We start from the raw sequence: 21,413 nt of genomic DNA, 5'->3' as shown, positions 1-21,413 counted from the left end.
TTATGCCTAAAAGCTGAGTGTATGGTGATAGAGAAATTTTGCAGCAAATGAGCCGCTTATATAAAGGCGCTTGGCAGGCAGGTGCGAGGCTTTGACGCTAAGGTCTGGGACGAGGTCAAATTTGGCGTCGTGCTAAATGCGAGCTATCTAAAATTTAGCCAAAATGCACCTTTGCGAGACTTTTTGCTATCAACTGGGAGTAAAGTTTTGGTTGAGGCAAGCCCTGTTGATAAAATTTGTGGCATAGGTTTGGCCGCAAGCGATGAAAATATGCAAAATCCTATGAAGTGGCGAGGGCAAAATTTACTTGGCTTTGCGCTGATGAGAGCGAGAGATGAGATAGCAAAGGTCTATAAAAATGTCCATTTACTTGACGCTAAAGAGCTAAATTTAGATCATTTATAAAGTATGTTTAAGATAAAATGCGGTGTAAATTTGGAGCAAAAATGACAAAACAAGAGTACGAAAAAGCGGTAGATACGCTAAATGCATGGGCAAAGGCCTACTACGACGAGGATGAGCCACTTGCAAGTGACGAGGAGTATGACGCGCTATATCACGCGGTGCTTGATTATGAGCAGGCAAATCCAAGCGAAATTTCTATCTTTTCACCTACAAAACGCGTGGGCGGCACCGTAAAAGAGGGCTTTAGCAAGGCTAATCACATCAAACGCATGTGGAGCATGGAAGATATTTTTGATCTAGCCGAGCTTGATGCGTGGCTAAAGCGTGGCGAGAAAGAAAATCTAACCTTTGTCGCTGAGCCAAAATTTGATGGAGTGAGCTTAAATTTGCTTTACGAAAATGGCGTTTTGGCTAGGGCGATAACTAGGGGTGACGGCGTTACTGGTGAGGATGTGACGCAAAATGCAAAGACGATAAATTCTGTTTTAAAGAGTATTGATTACAAAGGGCTAATTGAAATCAGGGGCGAGGTTGTTATAAAAAAAGAAGATTTTGAGCTACTAAACGCAGAGCGCGCAAAAGAGGGTGAGGCGCCACTTTCAAACCCTAGAAACGCTGCAGCTGGAAGTCTTAGGCAGCTTGATAGTGCGGTGACTGCTAAAAGAAAGCTACTTTTCATACCTTGGGGCGTGGGCGAGCAGAGCCTTGGGCTTAAAGATCATAGCGAGGTTATGAAATTTGTGCGTGATCTTGGCTTTGAAAGAGATGAATTTTTCAAAATTTTAAAAAAAGATGAACTTGAGGCTGCCTATAACGAGCTACTAGCCAGCCGTGAGGCAAAGAGCGTGATGATGGATGGCATGGTGATACGAGTAAATGACCTTGCCCGCTGCGAACAGCTAGGCTATACGGTTAAATTTCCAAAATTTATGGTGGCGTTTAAATTTCCAGCCATTGAAAAGGTGACTAGGCTAAAAGACGTCGCGCTTCAGGTTGGTAGAAGCGGTGTAGTAACGCCTGTTGGCGTACTTGATGAGGTAAATATAGATGGTGCTAATGTAAAATCCGCCACGCTTCATAACTTTGATGAAATAGAGCGTCTTGGAGTTATGAAAAACGACTATATCGGCATCATCCGCTCAGGCGACGTCATACCAAAGATCACAAAGGTTTTTAAAGATAGGCGAGATGGCAGCGAAGAGGCGATTGATAGGCCTAAATTTTGCCCAGTTTGTGGCTCGCACCTACTTGATGAAGGGGTCTTTGTAAAGTGTCAAAATTTAAGCTGCAGGGCAAGAGTGGTTGGCTCAATAATTCACTACGCATCGAAAAAATGCCTAAATATAGACGGCCTTGGCGATGCGATCGTAAATTTGTTATTTGATAAGGGACTGATTGCTTGCATAAAAGACATCTACAGCCTTAAATTTGATGATCTCATGGTGCTTGAGGGATTTAAGGAGAAAAAGGTAAATAACCTTTTAAACGCTATCGAAGCCAGTAAAGGTGCGGAGCTAGCGCGCTTCATCACGGGGCTTGGCTGCGAGCACATTGGCGAAGTGGCAGCTAAAAAGCTAGCAAGTAGTTTTGGGCTGGGCTGGTTTGATGCTAGTTTTGAAGAGCTTGTCTCGCTTGAGGGCTTTGGCGTGGAGATGGCAAATAGCCTAATTGACTTTGCAGAGGTAAATAGAGCAGAAATTTTAGCCCTTAGCCAGATCGTGCAGCCAAGCGTGACGCAGGCGCAGAGTATCTCAAATGCGCTAAGTGGCAAAACGGTCGTTATAACTGGCACGCTAAGCCGCTCAAGAGATGAGATAAAGGCGGAGCTTGAGAGTTTTGGCGCAAAGGTTTCAAGCTCAGTTTCTAAAAAAACAGACTTCGTCTTAGCTGGCGAGGAGGCTGGCAGTAAGCTAGAAAAAGCAAATGAGCTAGGCGTGCGAGTGATCGATGAGAGCGAATATGAAAGGCTAAAACTTGAGGTTTGATAACTACGTCGCAAGCGTTTTAAGCATAAGTAGAAATAAGGCGAGCGAGCTAATAAAATCTGGCAAGGTGCTAACAAATGGCGAAATTTGTACCAAGGTTTCAAGCGAGGTTAGCGAGGCTAAAATTTCACTGCTTGATGAAATTTACGTTGGACGAGGCGCTTTGAAGCTAAAGAGCTTTTTGGAGGCGATGAAATTTGACCTAGCTGACAAAAACGCACTTGATATCGGCAGCTCAACTGGCGGTTTTATACAAATTTTGCTTGAGCGTGGCGTAAAGAGCGTGACTGGCGTCGATGTGGGCACTGATCAGCTAGATGCTAGCCTAAGAAGCGATGAGCGAGTAAAAATTTATGAGAAAACTGACGTCAGGGAGTTTGCCAAAACGCATCAAAATAAATTTGATCTAATAACCTGTGACGTGAGCTTTATCTCTTTGGCTGAAATTTTGCCTGCTATTTGTGAGCTTGCAAGCGAAAATTCGCTCATCATCACTCTTTTTAAACCGCAGTTTGAAGTGGGCGTTGGCGTAAAACGCAACAAAAAAGGCGTTGTAACCGACGCTAAGGCTGTAAATTTAGCGATGAAGAGGTTTGAAGTGATGGCTAATGGCTTAGGATTTAAAATGATAGCTTGCAAAGAGTGTGAAGTAAAAGGGAAAGAGGGAAATGCCGAATTTTTCTACGCTTTTAACAAAAGATAATATCACTGCCGTTGCGATCGGGCATTTTGACGGCGTGCATAGAGGACACAAGCAGCTTTTAAAGCAGCTTGGCGAGTTTGGCGGACTTGTCGTGATCGACAAAAACAAGGCAAACATCACGCCAAAGCTAAAGCGAGCCGAGTACTCAAACTATCCTTGCTTCTTGTATGATTTTGAGAGTATAAAAGGGCTTAGCGGCGAGGAATTTATCGCACTTTTAAAGCGGGATTTTAAAAATTTAAAAAAGATCGTTGTTGGATTTGATTTTAGATTTGGCAGAAACAGAGCGTGGGACAAGCACGATCTGAAAAGAATTTTTGATGGCGAGGTGGTCGTCGTTGATGAGGTTTGCTACGATGGCATGGGTGTGCATAGCTCCTCCATCAGAGAGCTGATACGCCAAGGCAACATCGATGAGGCAAACAGGCTGATAGGCAGGGAGTACTCGATCGAGGGCAACGTGATAAAAGGGCAGGGCATCGGCGCAAAAGAGCTGGTTGCTACGCTAAATTTAGATATAAAAAGCTATCTTTTGCCGCGCGAGGGCGTCTATGCGACAAGAACGAGGATGGGCTCATACACCTATGGCTCGGTCACTTTTATAGGCAACAGGCTTAGCACGGATGGAAATTTTAGCGTCGAGACGCACATCTTAGACGAGGTCGCACCAAAAGTGACAAAGCACGTCGCCGTTTGCTTCATAAAACGTTTGCGTGATAATAAAAAATTTAATAATCTAAGCGAGCTAAAAGAGCAGATAAAACGCGATATAAACGAGGCTAGACAGTGCGTTGGCGTGTGCGATCTCTTTTTTGGAGAGACGATGAGATACTTTGACGGATATGGAGCTGGTATATGAGAGATGAAATTTTTAAAGAGCCTATAAGCAAGCAGTTTGAATTTGATGACTTTGTGGCGAGCGTTTTTGATGATATGATCTCGCGCTCGGTGCCATTTTACGACGTTAGTTCAAATTTAAACGCAAAGTTGCTGGCTAAAATTTTGCCAAAAGAGGCAAGCGTATGCGACCTTGGCTGCTCTACGGCAAATAGCCTGCTTTTGCTAAACAACCTTAGAAACGATCTCGTGTTAAGCGGTGTGGATAACTCTGAGGCGATGCTTGCAAATGCAAAAAACAAGGCAAAGGCTTATGGGGCTGATATTGAATTTATTTTAGATGACATTTTAGAGTGCGAGCTAGAGGGCTTTGATGCAGTTTTGGCAAACTATACTTTGCAGTTTATAAGACCGCCAAAAAGGGCTGATCTGGTGAAAAAAATTTATAACGGACTAAATGAAAATGGCGTTTTTTTGTTTAGCGAAAAGATCATCTTTGAAGATAAAAAGCTTACTAAAAGCGTCATAGAAATTTACGAGGACTACAAGCAGGCGCAAGGCTACTCACGCTACGAGATCGCCCAAAAAAGGGAGGCGCTTGAAAATGTGCTGGTGCCATACACTGAAGAAGAAAATAGAAACTTAGCCCTAAATGCTGGCTTTAAGCGTGTCGAGAGCACATTTAAATGGGGAAATTTCATGAGCTTTTTGGCGTTTAAGTAAATTTAAAAATATTTGCCTTTGTATTTAAATATAAAATTTAATCACAAACAGTGAATTTAAAATTTAGATTTTGTTTTGCAATGTCAGCATTTTTGGATTATGAAATTTAGTAGTAAAGAAATTTAGCGGGAGTTACCCGCTAAATTTACTCATTTATCGCTGCATTTCCGTGGTGGTGGAAGTCATCATAGATGATCTTTGAAGTTTGGAATTTTATGCGTTTTAGTTCGCGAACTCGTAAAAATTCTTCTTCATCGATCTTTTTGATCTGAATAGCTGCTTTAAATGTCGGAGTCTTACTGATGTAGTCCCAGCCACTGCTTGTTAGCTCATTGCAAGAGCTCTCCCAGTAGTGGAAAGTCATCTGAATGATGCCATCAGGCACGATGTCAGTTACTTCAGCTTTTACGACGATGTAGCCGTATCTGCTCCACGCTTTGATAAAGTCGCCTTGTTTTAGTCCGTATCTTTCTGCAAGCGCTGGGCTCATCTCAGCGATGGGTCCGATGCTATCTCCGCCCTCTTCGATGGCGCGTGAGCGTCTTGTCATGGTGCCAACGGTGTATTGATAAACCTTCCTAGTGGTTAGAAGTTGTATCGGATACTCATCGTCGGTCTTCTCATCGACTGAACCAGCCATGATAGGATACTCAGGCGACATATTCATCTTCTTAGCAAACTCAAGTTTTGCGCTCTCGATCTCATCAGCTTTATCCACAAATAGGCATGGCACAAAGCGACCTTTGCCATCAGGGGTAAAGAATTTCTTATCAAGATAGAGGCTTTGACCACCCATATCATCTTCAGTTGGGCATGGCCAGTGAAGTCCGTGATACTTTTTGATACGATAATAACTCATACCGCCATATCGTCTTGGGTCGCATTTTCTAACTTCTTCCCAAATTTCTTCTGGTGAGTTGAAGTTAAATCCCTCTGTTGCACCTAAACGACGTGCTATCTCACAAACGATCCACCAGTCTTGTCTAGCATCTCCTGGAGGTGTGATGACTGCTTCGTTGTGCTGTACGCGGCGCTCTGCGTTTGTATAAAGTCCTTCTTTCTCGCTACTTGCAACGCCTGGAAGTATGACATCAGCTTTTAGTGAAGTCTCAGTTAAAAATAGATCTTGCACGACGTAGAAATCAACATGAGCGATACCTTTTAAAAAGTGGTTTGTATTTGGCTCAGAGATAACTGGGTTTTCGCCGATAGTCCAGAAGAAATGCACTTTGCCATCAAGGATCGCATCAGGTACTTCGGTTTTGTGAACGCCTATTTTTGAGCTCAAAAATCCAGGTTCTAGGTGCCACATTTTTTCAAACCAAGCTCTTTGCTCTGGATCAGTTACTGAGCCAAGATTTGGGAAAATATTTGGTAAAACGCCCATATCACAGCAGCCTTGAACATTCTCTTGACCTCTAAGCGGCAAGTCGCCTGTGCCAAGCTCGCAGATGTTGCCAGTGATCAAGAATAAATTTGATACATCGCAAACTCCGCCAACGCCGTGGTTAAAGTGAGTTACGCCCATACCGTGAGTGATGACAGCTGGCTTTGTGGTAGCGTACATTCTAGCAGCCGCTCTGATATCCTCTGGATTTAGCCTTGTATATTTAGCCACGACCTCTGGAGCATAGTCTTTTACAGCTTCTTTGACGTACTCAATACCGATTGTGTGATCTCTTACAAATTCCTCATTTACAAGGCCTTCTTCGATGATAGTGTAAAGCAGTGCGTTGATAACCGGGATGTTGTGCTCAGGCTCTAGTTGTAAGTGAATGTCTGCTCTACTTGCAAACTCAGTCTTAATAGGATCAATAACGATTAGTTTTGCACCGCGGTTTAGTGCTCTTTGGATGTGCATAGCTGCGATTGGGTGACCATTTTCTGGATTTGAGCCTATCATTAATATACAGTTACTATAAGTGCCAATCTCTGTAAAGCTATTTGTGGCAGCTCCGTTTCCGATTGTTTTAGCAAGTCCTGCTACTGTCGGAGCATGTCAAATTCTAGCACAGTGATCGACGTTATTTGTGCCAATTACTGCACGCATTAGTTTTTGAGCAACGTAGTTGTCCTCAAGTGTGCAACGTGCTGAGAAATTTCCAGCTAATGCGTCTGGGCCATATTTTGCTTTGGTCTCTTTCATTTTTTCTACGACAAGATCAAGCGCCTCATCCCAGCTGGCTTCCTCAAAATCACCATCCTTTGAAAATACGCCATTTTTTTTTCTAATAAGTGGTTTTGTGAGTCTATCTGGACTTGCAACGTAATCCCAGCCATAAAAGCCTTTTAAACATAAATTTCCTTGATTGACTGGATTGTCTTCGACACCAGTGGCGGCACGAACGACATTGTTTTCCACATGCAAGGTTACTTGACAGCCTGTCCCGCAATAAGGACAGATGACTTTGCCTTCTTTCATCATTTTCTCCTTTATTATGCAGTATGTGCATATTTTTATATGGATAATATTAGTAGTCAGATTCTTAATCTTTAATAAAAATTCTTTATCTATAAAAATAAATTTCTAATTTAAGATAAAATTAATTTGGTTCCATTAAAGTCAGTTATCTAGGGGTTTTAGAATTTGTTTAAAATTGATAAATTTATTATAAAAGAAATAAAGATATAGAGATTTAGCTTTTTATATAAAATAAAGAAATTAATTCTAATTTTACTTTATTTAAAAAGGTTAGTCATATTGTGAGTAGATAAATTAATACTAAAGATGGAAAATTTTAAAATAGACTGTAAATTTTGAATAAAAAATATGGATGAAGGAAATTTAATAAGGAGAGCAGATTGCTCTCCGATGGATTATTTATCTCTTAAGCCAAGCTCAGAGATTAGTTTTGAATATGTAGAGTAGTCTTTGTTTTTAAGATACTTTAAAAGTCTTTTTCTTTGACCAACTAGCTTTAAAAGACCTAAGCGTGATGAAAAGTCTTTTTTGAAAATTTTAAGGTGTTCTGTAAGTTCAGTTATTCTAGCTGTTAAAAGAGCTATTTGAACTTCTGGAGAGCCTGTATCTCCCTCTTTTCTAGCGAATTTCGCAACTATTTGAGCTTTTTTAGCCGAATCCAAAGCCATAATGACCTCCTGATTGGTGAATTTTGAAAGAGCGATTATAGCATTTAAAACATAAAGTTAGATAAAACTACGCTTTTTAAAAATTAATGAAAAATGCAGTAAAAATTTAATAAAATTAGGGCTATTTAAAGACTTAAGGAAGATAAATGCTTTTTACAAAGGCAAGCGAATACGCTCTACTTTCACTTATTTTAATATCTCAAAAATCATCTCCAGTTGATGTTGATACAATCTCAAATGAACTTAAAATTTCAAAAAGCTTTTTAGCCAAAATTTTACAAAATCTTGCAAAAGATGGAATTTTAAAGTCGTTTAAAGGGGCAAATGGCGGTTTCGCGCTAAATAACGAACCTGAAAATTTAAGCATAAAAAAGATAATAGAGTGCGCTGAAAAACGTGAACTTAACGTCTTTGAGTGCTCATCTTCTGCAGATGGCTGCCCGTCAAACAAAGCCTCGAGCTGTCAAATTTGGTCGATGTTTAGTGGTCTTCAAAGCAAGATCGACGAGATGCTTGATGCGATAAAACTAAGTGACATCGTTAAGAAGTAGAATTGGCAAAGCAAAAAAATAACATCTTAACTCTTGTTGCGCCGTTTCTTGCGCCAATTGTTAAGTTTAAAAGTCTTAGCATCGTTGGTATCATTGTTGCCATTCTTGCTATCATTATCGTACCGCTTCCAAGCGCGGTGCTTGACTTTTTTCTGGCACTTTCTATTTCTATTTCTGTGCTTATAATCTTGATTTCGATTTATGTGCCAAAACCAACCGATCTTAGCACATTTCCGACACTGATCCTTATCGTTACGCTTTTTCGCCTCTCGCTAAACATCGCAACCACGCGTATGATCTTAAGCGAAGGTCACAACGGTCCAGAAGCGGTCAGTGAGATCATCTCAAGTTTTGGAAATTTCGTAGTTGGCGGCAACTTCGTTATCGGCACCATCGTCTTTTGTATCTTGGTTCTCATAAATTTCATGGTCGTAACAAAGGGCTCAACCCGCGTGAGTGAGGTGCAAGCACGTTTTACACTTGATGCGATGCCAGGTAAGCAAATGGCAATAGATGCGGACTTAAACGCAGGTTTGATTGATGAAAAAACAGCGCGTGAAAGACGCCAAGCCATCATCGGTGAGGCAAATTTCTATGGCGCGATGGATGGTTCGTCTAAATTTATAAAAGGTGACGCCGTCGCTGGCATCATCATAACTATCATCAACATTATCGGCGGCTTTGCTATTGGTTCGTTTCAGCATAGCCTTGATATGGCGACATCGGCTCAGTATTATACGATCCTAACTATCGGTGATGGCCTTGTGAGCCAGATCCCAGGACTTATCACATCAACAGCGACTGCTATTATCATCACAAGGGCTAGCAAGGACGACGAGGACTTTGCAGAAGGCACGCTAAATCAGCTCTTAGGGGATTATAAAACCTTGCTGATAGTGGGCTTCATACTATTTATGTTTGCTCTTGTCCCAGGGCTTCCGACTCTTTCTCTTGGCTTTATAGCAGTGCTATTTTTGGGGCTTGGCTACATCATCAAGCAGACCAAAGATGGCGGGCTAAATTTAAGCCTTGCGTCAAAAGACAAAACAGCTTCTAAAAAAGCTGGAGCCGCTACGCAAAGCGGAGCAGGTGCAGCTGCTAGTGGTGCCACCACTAAGGCGCCAAAGAAGAGCGACGAAGAGATCGCAAGAGAAGAAGAGACGAAGATAAACGACATCTTAAAGCTTGAAATTTTAGAGCTTGACCTAGGATATGGTCTGCTAAAGCTAGCTGATGTGGATCTCATTGAGAGGATTCGTGCTATGAGGCGAAATATCGCTTCAAGTCTTGGCTTTTTGATGCCAAAGATAAGGATCCGCGACAACCTTCAACTACCGCCAAACGAGTACCGTTTTAAGCTAAAAGGCATCGTAATCGGTCAGGGTGAAATTTACGCGGATAAATTTCTAGCGATGGATAGTGGCCTAGTTAGCGAAGATATCGAGGGGATTCCTACTAAAGAGCCAGCTTTTGGGCTGGATGCACTCTGGATCGATGCTAGCGTCAAAGAGGACGCCATACTTAGCGGATATACGATAGTTGATCCTGCAAGCGTCATCTCAACGCATATGAGCGAGCTTATCAAGCAAAATGCGGCTGAGCTTCTAACTCGCCAAGAGACGCAAAATTTATTAGACAAACTAAAGATCGATTATCCAGTTGTGGTCGAGGATACGCTAAGGATCGCGCCTATAAATTTGATCCAAAAGGTTTTAAAAGCGCTGCTTAAAGACAATATCCCGATCAAAGATCTACTTAGCATACTTGAATCAATTAGCGACATCGCCGAGGTTAGTAAAAACCTAGACATGATCATCGAGCACGTACGCGCAGCGCTCTCGCGTGTCATCACTTCGCTTTATGTCGATGAGAAAGGTCAGCTAAATTTTTACATTTTAGATAGTGCTGTGCAGCAAAAGCTTATGGATGCGGTGCAGTATAAAGACGGCGCGTATCACCTGATGATAAATGTGGCTCAAACTTCATCGATCGTTCAGGCTCTAAGGCATGAAAAAGAGAAACGTCCGATGAGTCAGCATGGCGAAATGGTGCTTTGTGTGGAGCCAAGTCTAAGAAAATTTATAGCAAATATCTGCGCAAATTTTGCCATCGACATCGTGGTGCTAAGCTTTGCTGAGATCTCGGCAAATACGCCATTTGAAACGGTTGGCGTCATAGAAATAGAAAATTTATAAAGGAAAACGATGAAAATTTATCACCTCTCACACACCGATCTTGACGGATACGGTGCTCAGTACATCACAAATTTTTACTTCAAAGATGTGAAATTTTTAAACTCAAACTACGGTAGAGAGATAGATGATAAATTTGCTCAAATTTTAGCTGAGATAGATGCTTCAAACGATAGTAAAAACATTATTTTGATCACTGATCTAAATTTAAGCCTAGCTCAGTGCGAGAGCTTTGAGGAGATGATAGAGGGTAAAAATATAAAGCTATTTTTGCTAGATCATCACCAAAGCGGTGCCGAGTGCGCAAGTAGCTATCCTTGGTATTTCTTGGATAGTTCAAGGTGTGCTACAAAGATCACTTACGACTTTTTTGCGGGCATCTTTGGTAAAAACAAAGAGCTTGAAATTTTTAGTGACGTCGTAAATGCCGTGGATATCTGGCTAAAAGATGATAAAAATTTCGAAATGGGCAAGGTCTGCTTAGGGCTTGTGGCAAATGCTAAAGAGATAAATAAGGTGATGTTTGAAGCCGAAAACAACCTCTATATGGATCACATCTTAAAAGAAGCGAGTAAATTTTTTAACGAGAAAAACGACTATATCGGGCTTGACATGCAGGTGCATGCTATTAAGAAGTCGTTTTTCAAAGAGGACAAAGACGACACGCTAAGCAATCTAATCTCAAACTACGTTGTAAAAAAACTTAGTGAAAATAAAGAGAAATTTAGTATAAACTATAAAGATCATAAAGGAATTTTGACCTACAATATTGGCAATGTTTCGGTTATCGGTAACGACTTTTTAGTGGTAAATCCTGAATTTGACTTCTTTATCGATGTGACAAATAAAAAAACGCTAAGCTTTCGCGCAAATGGCAAGCTTGACGTTAGCGCCATGGCAAAGCACCTAGTTGGCGGCGGCGGACACGTGAACGCAAGCGGCGGATTATTTGCAAATTTCAAAGATGGCTTTAGCTACGAGCCAATCAAAGCACAGATAGTAGATCTAATAACTAAAAAAACACAGGAGGAAATATGAAAGAAGAAGAGGTAAGCGTAGAAGAACTTAGCTATGAGCTTAGTATGGTACTTGAGGCGATGTTTTACTATGCTGGAGTAAAAAAGGACAAGCTTGAAGAGGCGGCAAATCTCTATGTCGAGTGCATCGATGATGCGCTAGAAAACTCTGACGCTAGCGGTAGCGACGAGGTTATAGAGATAGTTGAATATATGAAAAAACACCATCCAAAGTTATTTAAATAAGGAGAAAATATGAAGAAAATTTTAGTTTTAGCGGCGGCAGTTTTTGCGTTAAATGCTATGGCAAATGAAAATTTAGACAAGGCAAATGAGCTTTATACAAAGAAAAATTTTAATGAAGCTTATCTTTATTTTAATAAGGCTTGTGGAGAGGGCGAGAAAAAAGCTTGCACGATGAATGCGATCATGCTATTTAACGGCGACGGCGTAGCAAAAGATAGAGTCCAGGCTGAGAAAATTTTTACAAAAATGTGTGACGAAAATGAGGGCATGGCTTGCGAAAAACTAGGCGAAATGATCGCTTATGGCCTTGTAAAAGATAAAGACGCAAATGAAGCAAAGAACGAAGAAAAAGCAAAGGCTTTATTTAAAAAAGCTTGTGATAACGGCTACCAACCAGCTTGTGACTTCGTAGCAAAATAAATTTAAGAGGCTTAAAATGGGCTACAAACATAAAGATTTGATAGGAACTAGAGAGCTTAGCAAAGAAGAAATTTTATACTTTTTAGAGGCGGCGAAAGAGTTTAAGGAGCTAAATTTAAGCCAAGTGAAAAAAAATGACTATCTTCGCGGAAAGACCACGATCAACGCATTTTATGAAAACTCGACAAGAACTAGGACATCCTTTGAGATCGCAGCAAAGAGGCTTGGGGCTGATACGATAAATTTCAGCTCATCAAGCTCTAGTGTGACAAAGGGCGAGAGCCTAAATGACACGATGAATAACATGGCTGCTATGAGAACCGACATCATCGTGCTTCGTCACCCAAGCTCTGGGGCGGCGAAATTTGCAGCTGACAGGACAGAGGCTAGCGTCGTAAATGCAGGGGACGGCACAAATGAGCACCCAAGCCAAGCTCTGCTTGATCTTTTCACGCTAAGAGAGCACGGTAAAATTTTAGATAAAAATTTAAACGTGGCGATCATCGGCGATATCGCTAGAAGCCGCGTGGCAAGGTCTGACATCTGGGCGATGAAGAAATTTGGCATAAATTTAAAGCTCTTTGCGCCAAGGATGATGATGCCAAAAGATGCTGAGGTCTTTGAGTCTCAAATTTGCAAAAATATGGAGGAGGCCTGCGATGGTAGCGACGTCATCATCATGCTTCGCATCCAGCTAGAGCGTGGCGGTGCGGATGTGGCATTTCCAAGCTCGAGAGAGTACTCGAAATTTTTTGGACTAAATAAAAATAGGATAAAGCTAGCAAAGCCTGACGCGATCGTACTGCACCCAGGACCGATAAATAGGGGTGTGGAGTTAAACTCAGACGTGGCTGATGGCACGCACTCAGTCATACTAAATCAAGTTGAAAACGGCGTTGCTATAAGAATGGCGATACTAAATACGCTTGCAAAAAATAGGGACTAACGATGAAAATAGCAATAATTAACGGCACTATCGTAAATAGCGACGAGAAATTTAAGGCAAATATCCTAATAGAAAACGGCAAAATAGCCAAAATCGGAGGTGAGAAATTTGAGGCTGATAAGGTCATAGACGCTACAAATAAGCTCGTCATGCCAGGACTTATCGACATGCACGTGCATTTTCGCGATCCTGGGCAAGAGTATAAAGATGACATCATCTCAGGCTCGCAGGCAGCGGTGGCTGGAGGAGTGACCACCTGCCTTTGCATGGCGAACACAAATCCAGTAAATGACAATGCCTCTATCACAAGGGCGATGATAGAAAAAGCTAAAAATTGCGGACTAATCGATCTTTTACCAATCGCAGCCATTAGCAAAGGGCTTGGCGGCAACGAGATCGTTGAAATGGGCGATCTTATAGATGCTGGCGCAGTTGCATTTAGTGATGATGGCTTGCCAGTTACAAGCTCAAGCGTGATGAGAGCGGCACTTGAGTATTCAAGCATGTTTAACAGCTTTTGCATAAGCCACTCAGAGGACTGCTCACTTTGCAGACAGGGCGTCATGCACGAGGGCAAGGTCTCAGCCATACTTGGACTTCGTGGCATGGCAAGAGAGAAAGAGGAGATTGCAGTGAGCCGTGATATGCTGCTTGCAAAGCTCACCAAAGCGCACATCCACATCGCTCACGTAAGCTCGGAGTACTCGCTAAAGATCATCGAAATGGGCAAAAAAGAGGGTATAAATATCACTTGCGAGGCCACACCTCACCACTTTAGCTTTAGCGACGATGAAATTTTGAAAAATGCCTACGATACAAATTTTAAAATGTCGCCGCCACTTCGTGAGATAAGCGACGTAAAAGCGGTAAGAGAGGCGCTAAAAAGCGGTCTTATAGACGTTATCGCCACCGATCATGCCCCGCACCATACGGACGAAAAGATAGTGGAATTTGACAAGGCGCCATTTGGCATCATCGGACTTCAAACCCTTGTGCCACTCACTCTTAAGCTCGTAAATGAGGGCGTCATAAGCCTAGAGCGCATGGTCGAGCTAACATCTACAAATGCGGCTAAGATGCTAAATTTAAAAGATAAAGGCAGGCTTGCTGAGGGCATGCTAGCTGACATCGCAGTGATAGACCCTGAGATCGAGTATATCTACGACGAGAAAATAAACCGCTCAAAATCGGTAAATTCTCCGCTTTTTGGTAAAAAACTAAAAGGCGCAGCGACTACCACGATAAAAAGTGGCAAGATAGTTTATGAGTTTGGAGAATAATATATAAATTTGCTCGTACTTGCGAGTAAATCCTAAATCTTCAAAATCCAAAATTTGCTAGAAATTTCTAGCAAATTTTATTTTTTATGAGTTGTATTTTTTGATGATACCGCGAACGACTTTTTCTATAAAAAGTGCAGATTCAACCTCGCAGCACTCTCTTGTTGAGTGAGGCGAGTGGATGTTTGGTCCTATTGAGCAAGCGCTAAGACCCGCTTTTTTCTCCAAAAGCACGCCACATTCGAGTCCGGCGTGAACGGCTGTTATCCTTGCATTTAGCTTATAAATTTTTAGCTCCTCTAGGATGTCGTTTGCAAATTTATCATTTATAGGCTTCCAAGCAGGATTTCTATCTTTTGCGATGACCTCAAAGCCAAGCGCTTTTGCAAGCTCAGAAATTTCAAATTCCATTCTATTTAGCCCATCTTTGCTCATTGACCTTGCAAAAAACTCCACTTCAAGCATGTCATCATCTTTGATCTTTACAAGTGAGAGGTTTACGCTATCTTGTGGTATGCCTAGCTCGCAGTTGTAGGCTCTTACGCCTTGTGAAAATGAATTGATTAGTGCTAAAATTTTCTCGCCATTTTCTAAAATTTCATCTCCCATGCCAAGCTTTTTCACACTTAAATTTTCACACTCACTTTTTAGCTCTTTATCGCTTAGAACCAGTGCAGTTGCGCCACTTGGGATAGAGTTGCTTCGCTCGCCACCTTCAAATTTGACAAGCTTACAGCCATTTTTGGCCATAAATGCCGCCAAAACCTTGATCGCATTTGGGATATTTTTATGTATCTCGTTGCCAGAGTGTCCGCCAGGAAGCCCACTTACTTTTACTTCATAAATCGTGCTCTCTTTTGTTTTTTTGCTATTAAGCGAGATAGTGGCAAATAAATTTACACCGCCAGCGCAGCCGATAGTGACGCGGTCGTCTTCTTCGCTGTCTAAATTTAAAAGCTTATTGGCTTTGAGATCGCCACTAAAGCCAGTGGCTCCGATCATGCCGACTTCTTCGTTGTTTGTAAAGAGGCACTCAATGTCGTCAAATTCGCTTATCATCTGCATCATGATAGCCACGCCTATGCCGTTATCTGTGCCTAAAGATGAGTTTTTAGCCCTCATGTAGCCATCATCGCCGTAAACTATTTCGATCTTTGGAGCATCGCCCATACAGACCATATCGTAGTGGCTTTGTAAGCAAATTTTTGGCTTGCCTTTAAACGCGTGAATGTTGCCAAAGCTATCGACCGCGACCTCACAGCCCTTATCTTTTGCATAGCTAGCTAGAAAATCACGCATCTTATCAGTCTCATAACTGCAGTGTGGTATCGCAGCAAGTGTCTCAAATTTCTTTAAAATTTCACTCTTTGACATATTTGCCTCCCTTAAATTTATTTTATCACGCCCTTATAGCCAGTCGCATCGACTGCTTTTAAAAGCTCTTTTTCATCGAGCTTATCATCTGCTATAACAACAGCTTTTCGCTCTTTTAGCGATACATCTGCCTTTTTTACGCCCTCAACGCTAAGAGCAGCCTTTCTTACTATCGCCGTACAAAGCGGGCAGTGCATGCTAGGTACTGAAATTTCTATCTTTTTATCAGCGTAGCAACTAAGTGTAAGAAGGGCTAAAACTAAAATTTTACGCATAAATTTCTCCTAAAAGCTCTGGGTATGTAAGGAGTAAAAGCAAAATCACTCCAAAAAGTATATATATAAGTATCCATTTTTTCTTTTTATAGCTTAGGTTGCAGCTTTTTGGCTTGTAAAATAGAGCAATGCCTGAAATCACAAAGCAAATGACCGCCACGACGCTTAAAGGGACGCGGTACTCGTATAAATTTTGTGTCCAAGATAGAAATGAAAAAGAAGTGCCAAAAAGCAAGAAAAGAAGTGCCGGCAAGCAGCACAAGGTAGCACCGATGGCGCTACCTATGGATGTTAGTATCAGCCAAAAGGCTCTCATTTTAGCTCTATTGAGACGTAGTCGTAGCTAAATTCTTTTGGCGAATAATAATTTTGTGTGTTGCCATCGACTTCAGCGTATGGATAGCCAAAGTTGTTTAGCGGGGTTTGCTCTGGAGTTGGCTTTAAGATAAAGTCGCGGCCGTAGTTAAAGCCTATCCAGCACATCTCCCAGTTACCAAAGCAATAATCTCTCACAGCTACGATCTTGGCGTCGTCATTTGTTAGCTTCTCGCCCAGTCTTACCTTTGTGACATCTGCTGGATCAACCGGTATCCAACCATAGCCTTTTAAGTAAAACTCAGCCCTGCAGTGCTGTCCGCCTGAAATTTTAGCCACACCATCTTTTGCGCTACCCATTTGATCTGAAAATCTAGACTGACCAACCCTGATACCAAAAATTTCTCTTGCTGGGATGCCAACTGATCTGCAAAGTCCAACAAAAACTGAGTTTATATCGGTGCATTTACCAACTAGTTTGCCACTTTCTAGGATGGCTTTAACGTCGCCTGTGCCACATCCAAGGATGCTGTTATCACGCTGCATAGTGTTTGCAACCCACGTATAGATCGCTTTTGCGCGCTCCAAATCGCCTTTAGTATTGCCGATAATCTCTAGCGCTTTTGCTCTTACGACGCCGTCAGTTGGGATGTGTGAAGTTGGTTTTAAAAACTCCAAAATCGCAGGATCGACCTTCTCGTTTGGATCGAAATTTACCTTGCTAAAGTCAGTGTTACGCTCTGTTGTTTGAATTTTAAACTGCACATTTAAGATAGGTCTTTGCTCGTTTTCTTCAAAATCAGCATACATTGTAGGTATTAGCGTATCTGAAATATAGACGTTTTTAGCGGTTGTGTTTATGACGTAGTCTTGGGTTAGTTGCTGATAAGTGGTGCTTAGTGGGAGTGGTAACCAAATTTTTGAGTTTTTGCCTTTTTCGAGCAGCTGGTGTTTGAAATTTACGTCGAAATTTCTAACCACTGGGTTTGCTGGCTCGTCGCTAGCTAGAGTGACATTTGGAAGCAGACTTGCTGCACCTAAAAAACTACTGAATTTAAAAAAATCTCTTCTTTGCATAAAATGCCTTTTTTGCTTAATCTTAGCCAAACTTGGCTCTAAAACTGCCTGCTATTCTAGCATAAAATTTTTATTTATGATAAAATCCGCCACATGAAAAAGATTATATTTTTAGGCTTTATAGCGCTATTTTGCAATGGTTGTCTTTATATGAATGAGCGTGGAGTTTCGACTCAATATTATAATGATTGTAAAGAGTATTATGACGCGACTGGTACCTACCAAAAAGAGTGTCCGCACAACATCGTCGACTGGAAATAGCGTGGATCTTAGTAAATTTAATGAGCAACAAAAGCAAATTTTTAATAGGATAGAAAATTTAGCAAATTTTGATTGCGAGCTTGAGCTAAAAGATAGTGTAAATGTGAAATTTAAAAATTTAGACCAAGCCAAAAAAGATGAAATTTATGACCTCGCCCTTAGCCTAAAGCCTTGGCGAAAAGGGCCATTTTTACTTGATGATATATATATAGATAGCGAGTGGCAAAGTTTTATTAAATTTAATATCCTTGCTCCTCATTTAAATTTAGCTGGCAAAAGCGTGGCTGATGTGGGTTGTAATAATGGATATTATATGTTTAAGATGCTTGAGTACGGTTCAAAAAGCATAACTGGCTTTGATCCTAGCGTGCATACATATTTGCAGTTTGCTTTTTTAAATAAATTTATCCGCTCAAATATCGCTTACGAGCTTCTTGGAGTAGAGAGCTTGCCAGAATACGCAGCGAAATTTGACACCATTTTTTGCCTTGGCGTGATATACCACAGAAGCGATCCTATCAAGATGCTAAAAGAGCTAAAAAGCGCGCTAAATCCAGGCGGTGAGCTATTTTTAGATACTATGTATATTGATATGGATGGCGACTTTGCGCTAAGTCCAAAAGATAGATACTCAAAAATTCCAAATATCTATTTTGTGCCGACACTCTCGGCACTTCAAAACTGGTGCGAGAGAGCTAAATTTAGGGATTTTACCTTACTTGAGACAAAGGCCACTGATCTAAATGAGCAGCGAAAAACGCAGTGGATAGATGGCGAGAGTCTTGGAAATTTCTTAGACCCAGACGATAATACAAAGACCATCGAGGGCTACCCAGCGCCAAAAAGAGCATATGTTAGAATTAAAATTTAAGGATAAAAATGGCAGAAGAAAATATCTATGATGTAAAAGACGAATCGCAAATAATCTTACCAGAAGATGAAAACCCATTAAGAAATGAGATCAAAACCGCTCCACTTACAAAGCTAAATTTTAGCGGAACGGCATTTTTACTTGAAAAAAATCACGCAAAGACTAGGTTTTTTACTACGGATGATATGGTGTGCGATACTGAGGGACTTATTCATAGTGGGTTTATTTTTATGGGCGCAAATCATGCTGCACTTTTAGCTATTAATGAAGAATTTTGCGTTAGTATCGGAGCTAGGATAAATTTCTTTGGGCCACTAAAGCTTGGTGATGTAGTGGAATTTGACGCGCAAGCAAGATTTGAAGAGAGTAGAAAAAGGGAAGTAAAAGTGCTTGGATATGTTAAAGATATAAAAATTTTTGAAGGAGTATTTCAACTTGTCACACTTGAAGAGCATATCTTCTTGGCTCAACAAAAAAATATCCAAAAAGAAGCTGCTATAAGGCAAAAAAAAGAGCGAGAAGAAGCTAAGGCTAATAGCTAAAAGTAAGTAAAAATTTTTGATTTTTAATCCCAAATAAAACGAAATTTTAAAAAGACAATCTTTATCTCATTATCCTATTTTGGTAAATAATTGGTAACATTTTTTAAATTTTTAAGGAAAATTAAGCAATAAAATTAATTTTCTGTGATAATATCCTTGCAAAAATTTTTATCAAAAGGAGATTTAGATGAAAATTACAAAAGTTAGCTTAGCTGCTTTGGTTGCTTTAGGTGCATTTTCAAGCGTTGCAAGTGCAACTCCACTTGAAGAAGCTATAAAAAATGTAGATCTTTCAGGATTTGCAAGATATCGTTATACAAATGATAGTACTAAAAAAACTACGGCTGATACTGTAAAAGGTAATACTGCAGGCCATGCTTTTAGAATGCAAACATCATTTAAAGCCGCTATTGATGATAATTTCTTTGGTGTATTGACACTAAGATATGCTGCTACTGATGATTCAGGCGATAAAGTAGCAACTGGTACAGATAAAACAAATACAACAAATTCTTTTGGTGTATATGAGATGTATCTAGGATACAAAGTATCTGACACTACTATTACAGCTGGCAAGCAACTTATCAAAACTTTCTATGATGATGGTGATATAGCAGGTACTGGTCTAAAAGTAGTAAGTACTGATGTACCTGGTCTTACTTTAACAGCTGCAGCTTATGATGCACTACAAAGCGACGGTACTGAAATAGATGGTCCATTGCTTAATAGAATAGTAAATGGTACTGAAAATGATAAATTTAATGGTTCTGCTGGCAATCTTTACTATTTAGGTGCAGCTGGCAGTTATGATCCAGTATCTTTTAAAGCAGCTATTGCAAATCTTCAAGAGATAGCAACACTTTATGGTGCTGAAGCTGGTGTTAGCTTTAATGTAACCGATGATGTAAATCTAAACCTAAAAGGTCAATTTGTCCATAACGACTCAGATCACAAAGATGTAGCTGATGCTAACTTCTGGGCAGTTCAAGCTGGCACAAAACTATTTGGTGCTAAGCTTAACGCTGGCTATTTAGACTTTGATGCTAAAAATAAAGATAATAATAAGTGGTCATTTACTTCAATTGATGCAAGCGGACAGTTAATCAACCCAACTAAACTACTAAATAGTGTAATGGGTGGCGGCGGAAAACAATATTACAACAATATCAAAGGCAACAACGACTACTGGTTTGTTAATGCTGGATATGATATAGATAAATTTGGTCTTGGTGCCGGTTATACTCAAGGTAAAGGTACAAGCTATGCTCTTAATAAAGAGAGAGCAAAAAGAAATGAGTGGTATGCACAAGCTAGCTACAAATATAGCAAAAAACTTAATTTCCTAACTTGGTATGCAGCTGCTAAAGATAAAAAAGATAGCGAAAGCTTTAAACAAAATCGTATAAGATTTGAAGCAAAATATAGCTTCTAAAACCTTTATCCGAGCGAGTTTTCGCTCGGATCTTTTTAAAATTTAAAATAGACCCCATTTTGATTGACTCTTAGTTTTATAAAAAATATAAATTTTTAATAGTGATTAAGTGTATTTTCTAGAAGCTTGAAACTTGAAATTAATACCACCTAAATTTTTAGCTATTTTTTACTATATCTATCCAATAATCAATATTATTTTGCTCGGCCTTTAGTGTACTACTTTCTCCGTGTCCTGGATAAAGTGTGAAGTTGCCTTTTAAATTTTTACACTTTTCTAGGCTTTTTAACATTTCATTTTTGTCTGAAAAAGGAAAATCCCAGCGTCCTATGCTTCCTCTAAATAAAAAATCCCCACTAAATATCATGTCATCTATCTCTATCATCGAGCAACCTAGTGTATGCCCTGGGAAATGATGAAATTTGATGCAAAAATCATCAATGTTAAAATTTTCATCATTATCAACTAAAACATCTGGAGTAAAAGTACTTTTCATATAACCAAAAATATCACTCTCACACATGAAAGCATCAAATTTGTTAATATAAACTGGAATTTCTAGCTCATCTTTTAACTTACCAGCATCAAAAATATGATCAAAATGCCCATGAGTACAAAGGATGGCTTTTAAATTTTTGGCATTTTGTAAAACCCATTCTTTTGCCCCATCTCCTGGATCTATCACTATAGATGAGCTATCTTTTGTAACAATGTAACAATTAGTGCCAAAATCTCCAAAACTTTTGTGCATTACTCTCATTTTTTACCTTAAATTTATTATTTCTTAAAATTTTACATCTTTTTACTTAAACTTAAAGAAAAATTTTAAATTCACTTAGTATAATTTTTGCAAAAGGAAGCAAATCTAGGCA

At 40.2% G+C, this 21,413-nt stretch carries 23 protein-coding genes; 16 read left to right on the top strand and 7 right to left on the bottom strand.

The annotated features are described in order from the left end of the window. The first annotated feature begins 60 nt into the window (after positions 1-60). Genes A3223_RS04825 through cmoA form a run of 5 tightly spaced genes read left to right on the top strand, consistent with a single transcriptional unit; the run spans position 61 to position 4,653 of the window. Positions 61-405: an NADAR family protein gene (locus A3223_RS04825; RefSeq protein WP_223154366.1), complete on the top strand. Its 345-nt coding sequence runs from the start codon at positions 61-63 to the stop codon at positions 403-405. Between the two features lie 41 nt (positions 406-446). Next, a complete protein-coding gene (gene ligA / locus A3223_RS04820) occupies positions 447-2,390 on the top strand; it encodes an NAD-dependent DNA ligase LigA (protein WP_084109372.1) in 1,944 nt (647 codons plus the stop codon). After that, positions 2,380-3,093, top strand: coding sequence for a 23S rRNA (cytidine-2'-O)-methyltransferase TlyA (gene tlyA, locus A3223_RS04815; RefSeq protein ID WP_084109371.1), 714 nt, complete (start codon positions 2,380-2,382; stop codon positions 3,091-3,093). The genes ligA and tlyA overlap by 11 nt, the downstream gene beginning before the upstream one ends. After that, the gene (locus tag A3223_RS04810; protein WP_002939474.1) at positions 3,059-3,952 is read left to right on the top strand and encodes a bifunctional riboflavin kinase/FAD synthetase; all 894 of its coding nucleotides are present in this window, start codon (positions 3,059-3,061) and stop codon (positions 3,950-3,952) included. The genes tlyA and A3223_RS04810 overlap by 35 nt, the downstream gene beginning before the upstream one ends. Then, on the top strand, positions 3,949-4,653 hold the full coding sequence (gene cmoA, locus A3223_RS04805; RefSeq protein WP_084109370.1) for a carboxy-S-adenosyl-L-methionine synthase CmoA: 705 nt from the start codon (positions 3,949-3,951) through the stop codon (positions 4,651-4,653). The genes A3223_RS04810 and cmoA overlap by 4 nt, the downstream gene beginning before the upstream one ends. A gap of 145 nt (positions 4,654-4,798) precedes the next feature. On the opposite strand, the gene A3223_RS10005 is transcribed toward cmoA, so the two are convergent. Beyond that, entirely contained in the window at positions 4,799-7,078 is a 2,280-nt protein-coding gene (locus A3223_RS10005; RefSeq protein WP_374057434.1) for a molybdopterin oxidoreductase family protein, read from the bottom strand. Positions 7,079-7,470: 392 nt separating this feature from the next. Beyond that, positions 7,471-7,743 (bottom strand): 30S ribosomal protein S15, encoded by a 273-nt coding sequence (rpsO, locus tag A3223_RS04790; RefSeq protein ID WP_084109368.1) that lies wholly within the window; start codon positions 7,741-7,743, stop codon positions 7,471-7,473. A gap of 146 nt (positions 7,744-7,889) precedes the next feature. Here rpsO and A3223_RS04785 point away from each other — a divergent pair, with 146 nt between their 5' ends. Genes A3223_RS04785 through A3223_RS04755 form a run of 7 tightly spaced genes read left to right on the top strand, consistent with a single transcriptional unit; the run spans position 7,890 to position 14,394 of the window. Further along, complete coding sequence (locus A3223_RS04785; protein WP_054196916.1) at positions 7,890-8,294, top strand: RrF2 family transcriptional regulator; 405 nt, start codon at positions 7,890-7,892, stop codon at positions 8,292-8,294. A 2-nt stretch (positions 8,295-8,296) separates the two neighbouring features. Beyond that, the gene (gene flhA / locus A3223_RS04780; RefSeq protein WP_084109367.1) at positions 8,297-10,489 is read left to right on the top strand and encodes a flagellar biosynthesis protein FlhA; all 2,193 of its coding nucleotides are present in this window, start codon (positions 8,297-8,299) and stop codon (positions 10,487-10,489) included. Positions 10,490-10,498: 9 nt separating this feature from the next. Beyond that, the gene (locus A3223_RS04775) at positions 10,499-11,524 is read left to right on the top strand and encodes a DHH family phosphoesterase (RefSeq protein ID WP_084109366.1); all 1,026 of its coding nucleotides are present in this window, start codon (positions 10,499-10,501) and stop codon (positions 11,522-11,524) included. Next, complete coding sequence (locus A3223_RS04770; protein ID WP_002942640.1) at positions 11,521-11,748, top strand: hypothetical protein; 228 nt, start codon at positions 11,521-11,523, stop codon at positions 11,746-11,748. The genes A3223_RS04775 and A3223_RS04770 overlap by 4 nt, the downstream gene beginning before the upstream one ends. A 9-nt stretch (positions 11,749-11,757) precedes the next feature. Continuing rightward, positions 11,758-12,168, top strand: coding sequence for a tetratricopeptide repeat protein (locus A3223_RS04765; RefSeq protein WP_084109365.1), 411 nt, complete (start codon positions 11,758-11,760; stop codon positions 12,166-12,168). A 16-nt stretch (positions 12,169-12,184) separates the two neighbouring features. Beyond that, entirely contained in the window at positions 12,185-13,114 is a 930-nt protein-coding gene (locus A3223_RS04760; RefSeq protein WP_084109364.1) for an aspartate carbamoyltransferase catalytic subunit, read from the top strand. Between the two features lie 2 nt (positions 13,115-13,116). Next, positions 13,117-14,394 carry a dihydroorotase gene (locus tag A3223_RS04755; protein WP_084109363.1) on the top strand — a complete coding sequence of 426 codons (1,278 nt, stop codon included), beginning with the start codon at positions 13,117-13,119 and terminating at the stop codon, positions 14,392-14,394. Between the two features lie 84 nt (positions 14,395-14,478). Here A3223_RS04755 and A3223_RS04750 read toward each other — a convergent pair whose 3' ends face one another. Genes A3223_RS04750 through A3223_RS04735 form a run of 4 tightly spaced genes read right to left on the bottom strand, consistent with a single transcriptional unit; the run spans position 14,479 to position 17,435 of the window. Continuing rightward, positions 14,479-15,768 (bottom strand): M28 family peptidase, encoded by a 1,290-nt coding sequence (locus tag A3223_RS04750; protein ID WP_084109362.1) that lies wholly within the window; start codon positions 15,766-15,768, stop codon positions 14,479-14,481. A gap of 17 nt (positions 15,769-15,785) precedes the next feature. After that, complete coding sequence (locus tag A3223_RS04745; RefSeq protein WP_084109361.1) at positions 15,786-16,043, bottom strand: heavy-metal-associated domain-containing protein; 258 nt, start codon at positions 16,041-16,043, stop codon at positions 15,786-15,788. After that, entirely contained in the window at positions 16,036-16,359 is a 324-nt protein-coding gene (locus A3223_RS04740) for a hypothetical protein (protein WP_021090140.1), read from the bottom strand. Before A3223_RS04740 ends, A3223_RS04745 begins: the two co-directional genes overlap by 8 nt. Next, complete coding sequence (locus A3223_RS04735) at positions 16,356-17,435, bottom strand: transglutaminase-like domain-containing protein (RefSeq protein WP_084109360.1); 1,080 nt, start codon at positions 17,433-17,435, stop codon at positions 16,356-16,358. Before A3223_RS04735 ends, A3223_RS04740 begins: the two co-directional genes overlap by 4 nt. 93 nt (positions 17,436-17,528) lie before the next feature. On the opposite strand from A3223_RS04735, the gene A3223_RS09605 reads away from it, so the two are divergent. The 4 genes from A3223_RS09605 to A3223_RS04720 all read left to right on the top strand — a co-directional run bounded on the left by A3223_RS09605 (position 17,529) and on the right by A3223_RS04720 (position 20,541). Then, positions 17,529-17,696, top strand: coding sequence for a hypothetical protein (locus A3223_RS09605; RefSeq protein WP_002942642.1), 168 nt, complete (start codon positions 17,529-17,531; stop codon positions 17,694-17,696). 1 nt (position 17,697) lies between these two features. Then, positions 17,698-18,567: a tRNA 5-methoxyuridine(34)/uridine 5-oxyacetic acid(34) synthase CmoB gene (gene cmoB, locus A3223_RS04730; protein WP_084109359.1), complete on the top strand. Its 870-nt coding sequence runs from the start codon at positions 17,698-17,700 to the stop codon at positions 18,565-18,567. Positions 18,568-18,575: 8 nt separating this feature from the next. Next, positions 18,576-19,109, top strand: a complete 534-nt coding sequence (locus tag A3223_RS04725; protein WP_084109358.1) for a thioesterase — start codon at positions 18,576-18,578, stop codon at positions 19,107-19,109. 187 nt (positions 19,110-19,296) lie between these two features. Further along, positions 19,297-20,541: a porin gene (locus A3223_RS04720; RefSeq protein WP_084109357.1), complete on the top strand. Its 1,245-nt coding sequence runs from the start codon at positions 19,297-19,299 to the stop codon at positions 20,539-20,541. A gap of 157 nt (positions 20,542-20,698) precedes the next feature. Here A3223_RS04720 and A3223_RS04715 read toward each other — a convergent pair whose 3' ends face one another. Beyond that, positions 20,699-21,301 (bottom strand): MBL fold metallo-hydrolase, encoded by a 603-nt coding sequence (locus tag A3223_RS04715; protein ID WP_084109356.1) that lies wholly within the window; start codon positions 21,299-21,301, stop codon positions 20,699-20,701. Positions 21,302-21,413 lie beyond the last annotated feature (112 nt).

The sequence above is a fragment of the Campylobacter concisus genome, from assembly GCF_002092855.1.
Lineage (GTDB): Bacteria > Campylobacterota > Campylobacteria > Campylobacterales > Campylobacteraceae > Campylobacter_A > Campylobacter_A concisus_AI.
This window is presented reverse-complemented; position numbering and strand designations above follow the sequence as displayed.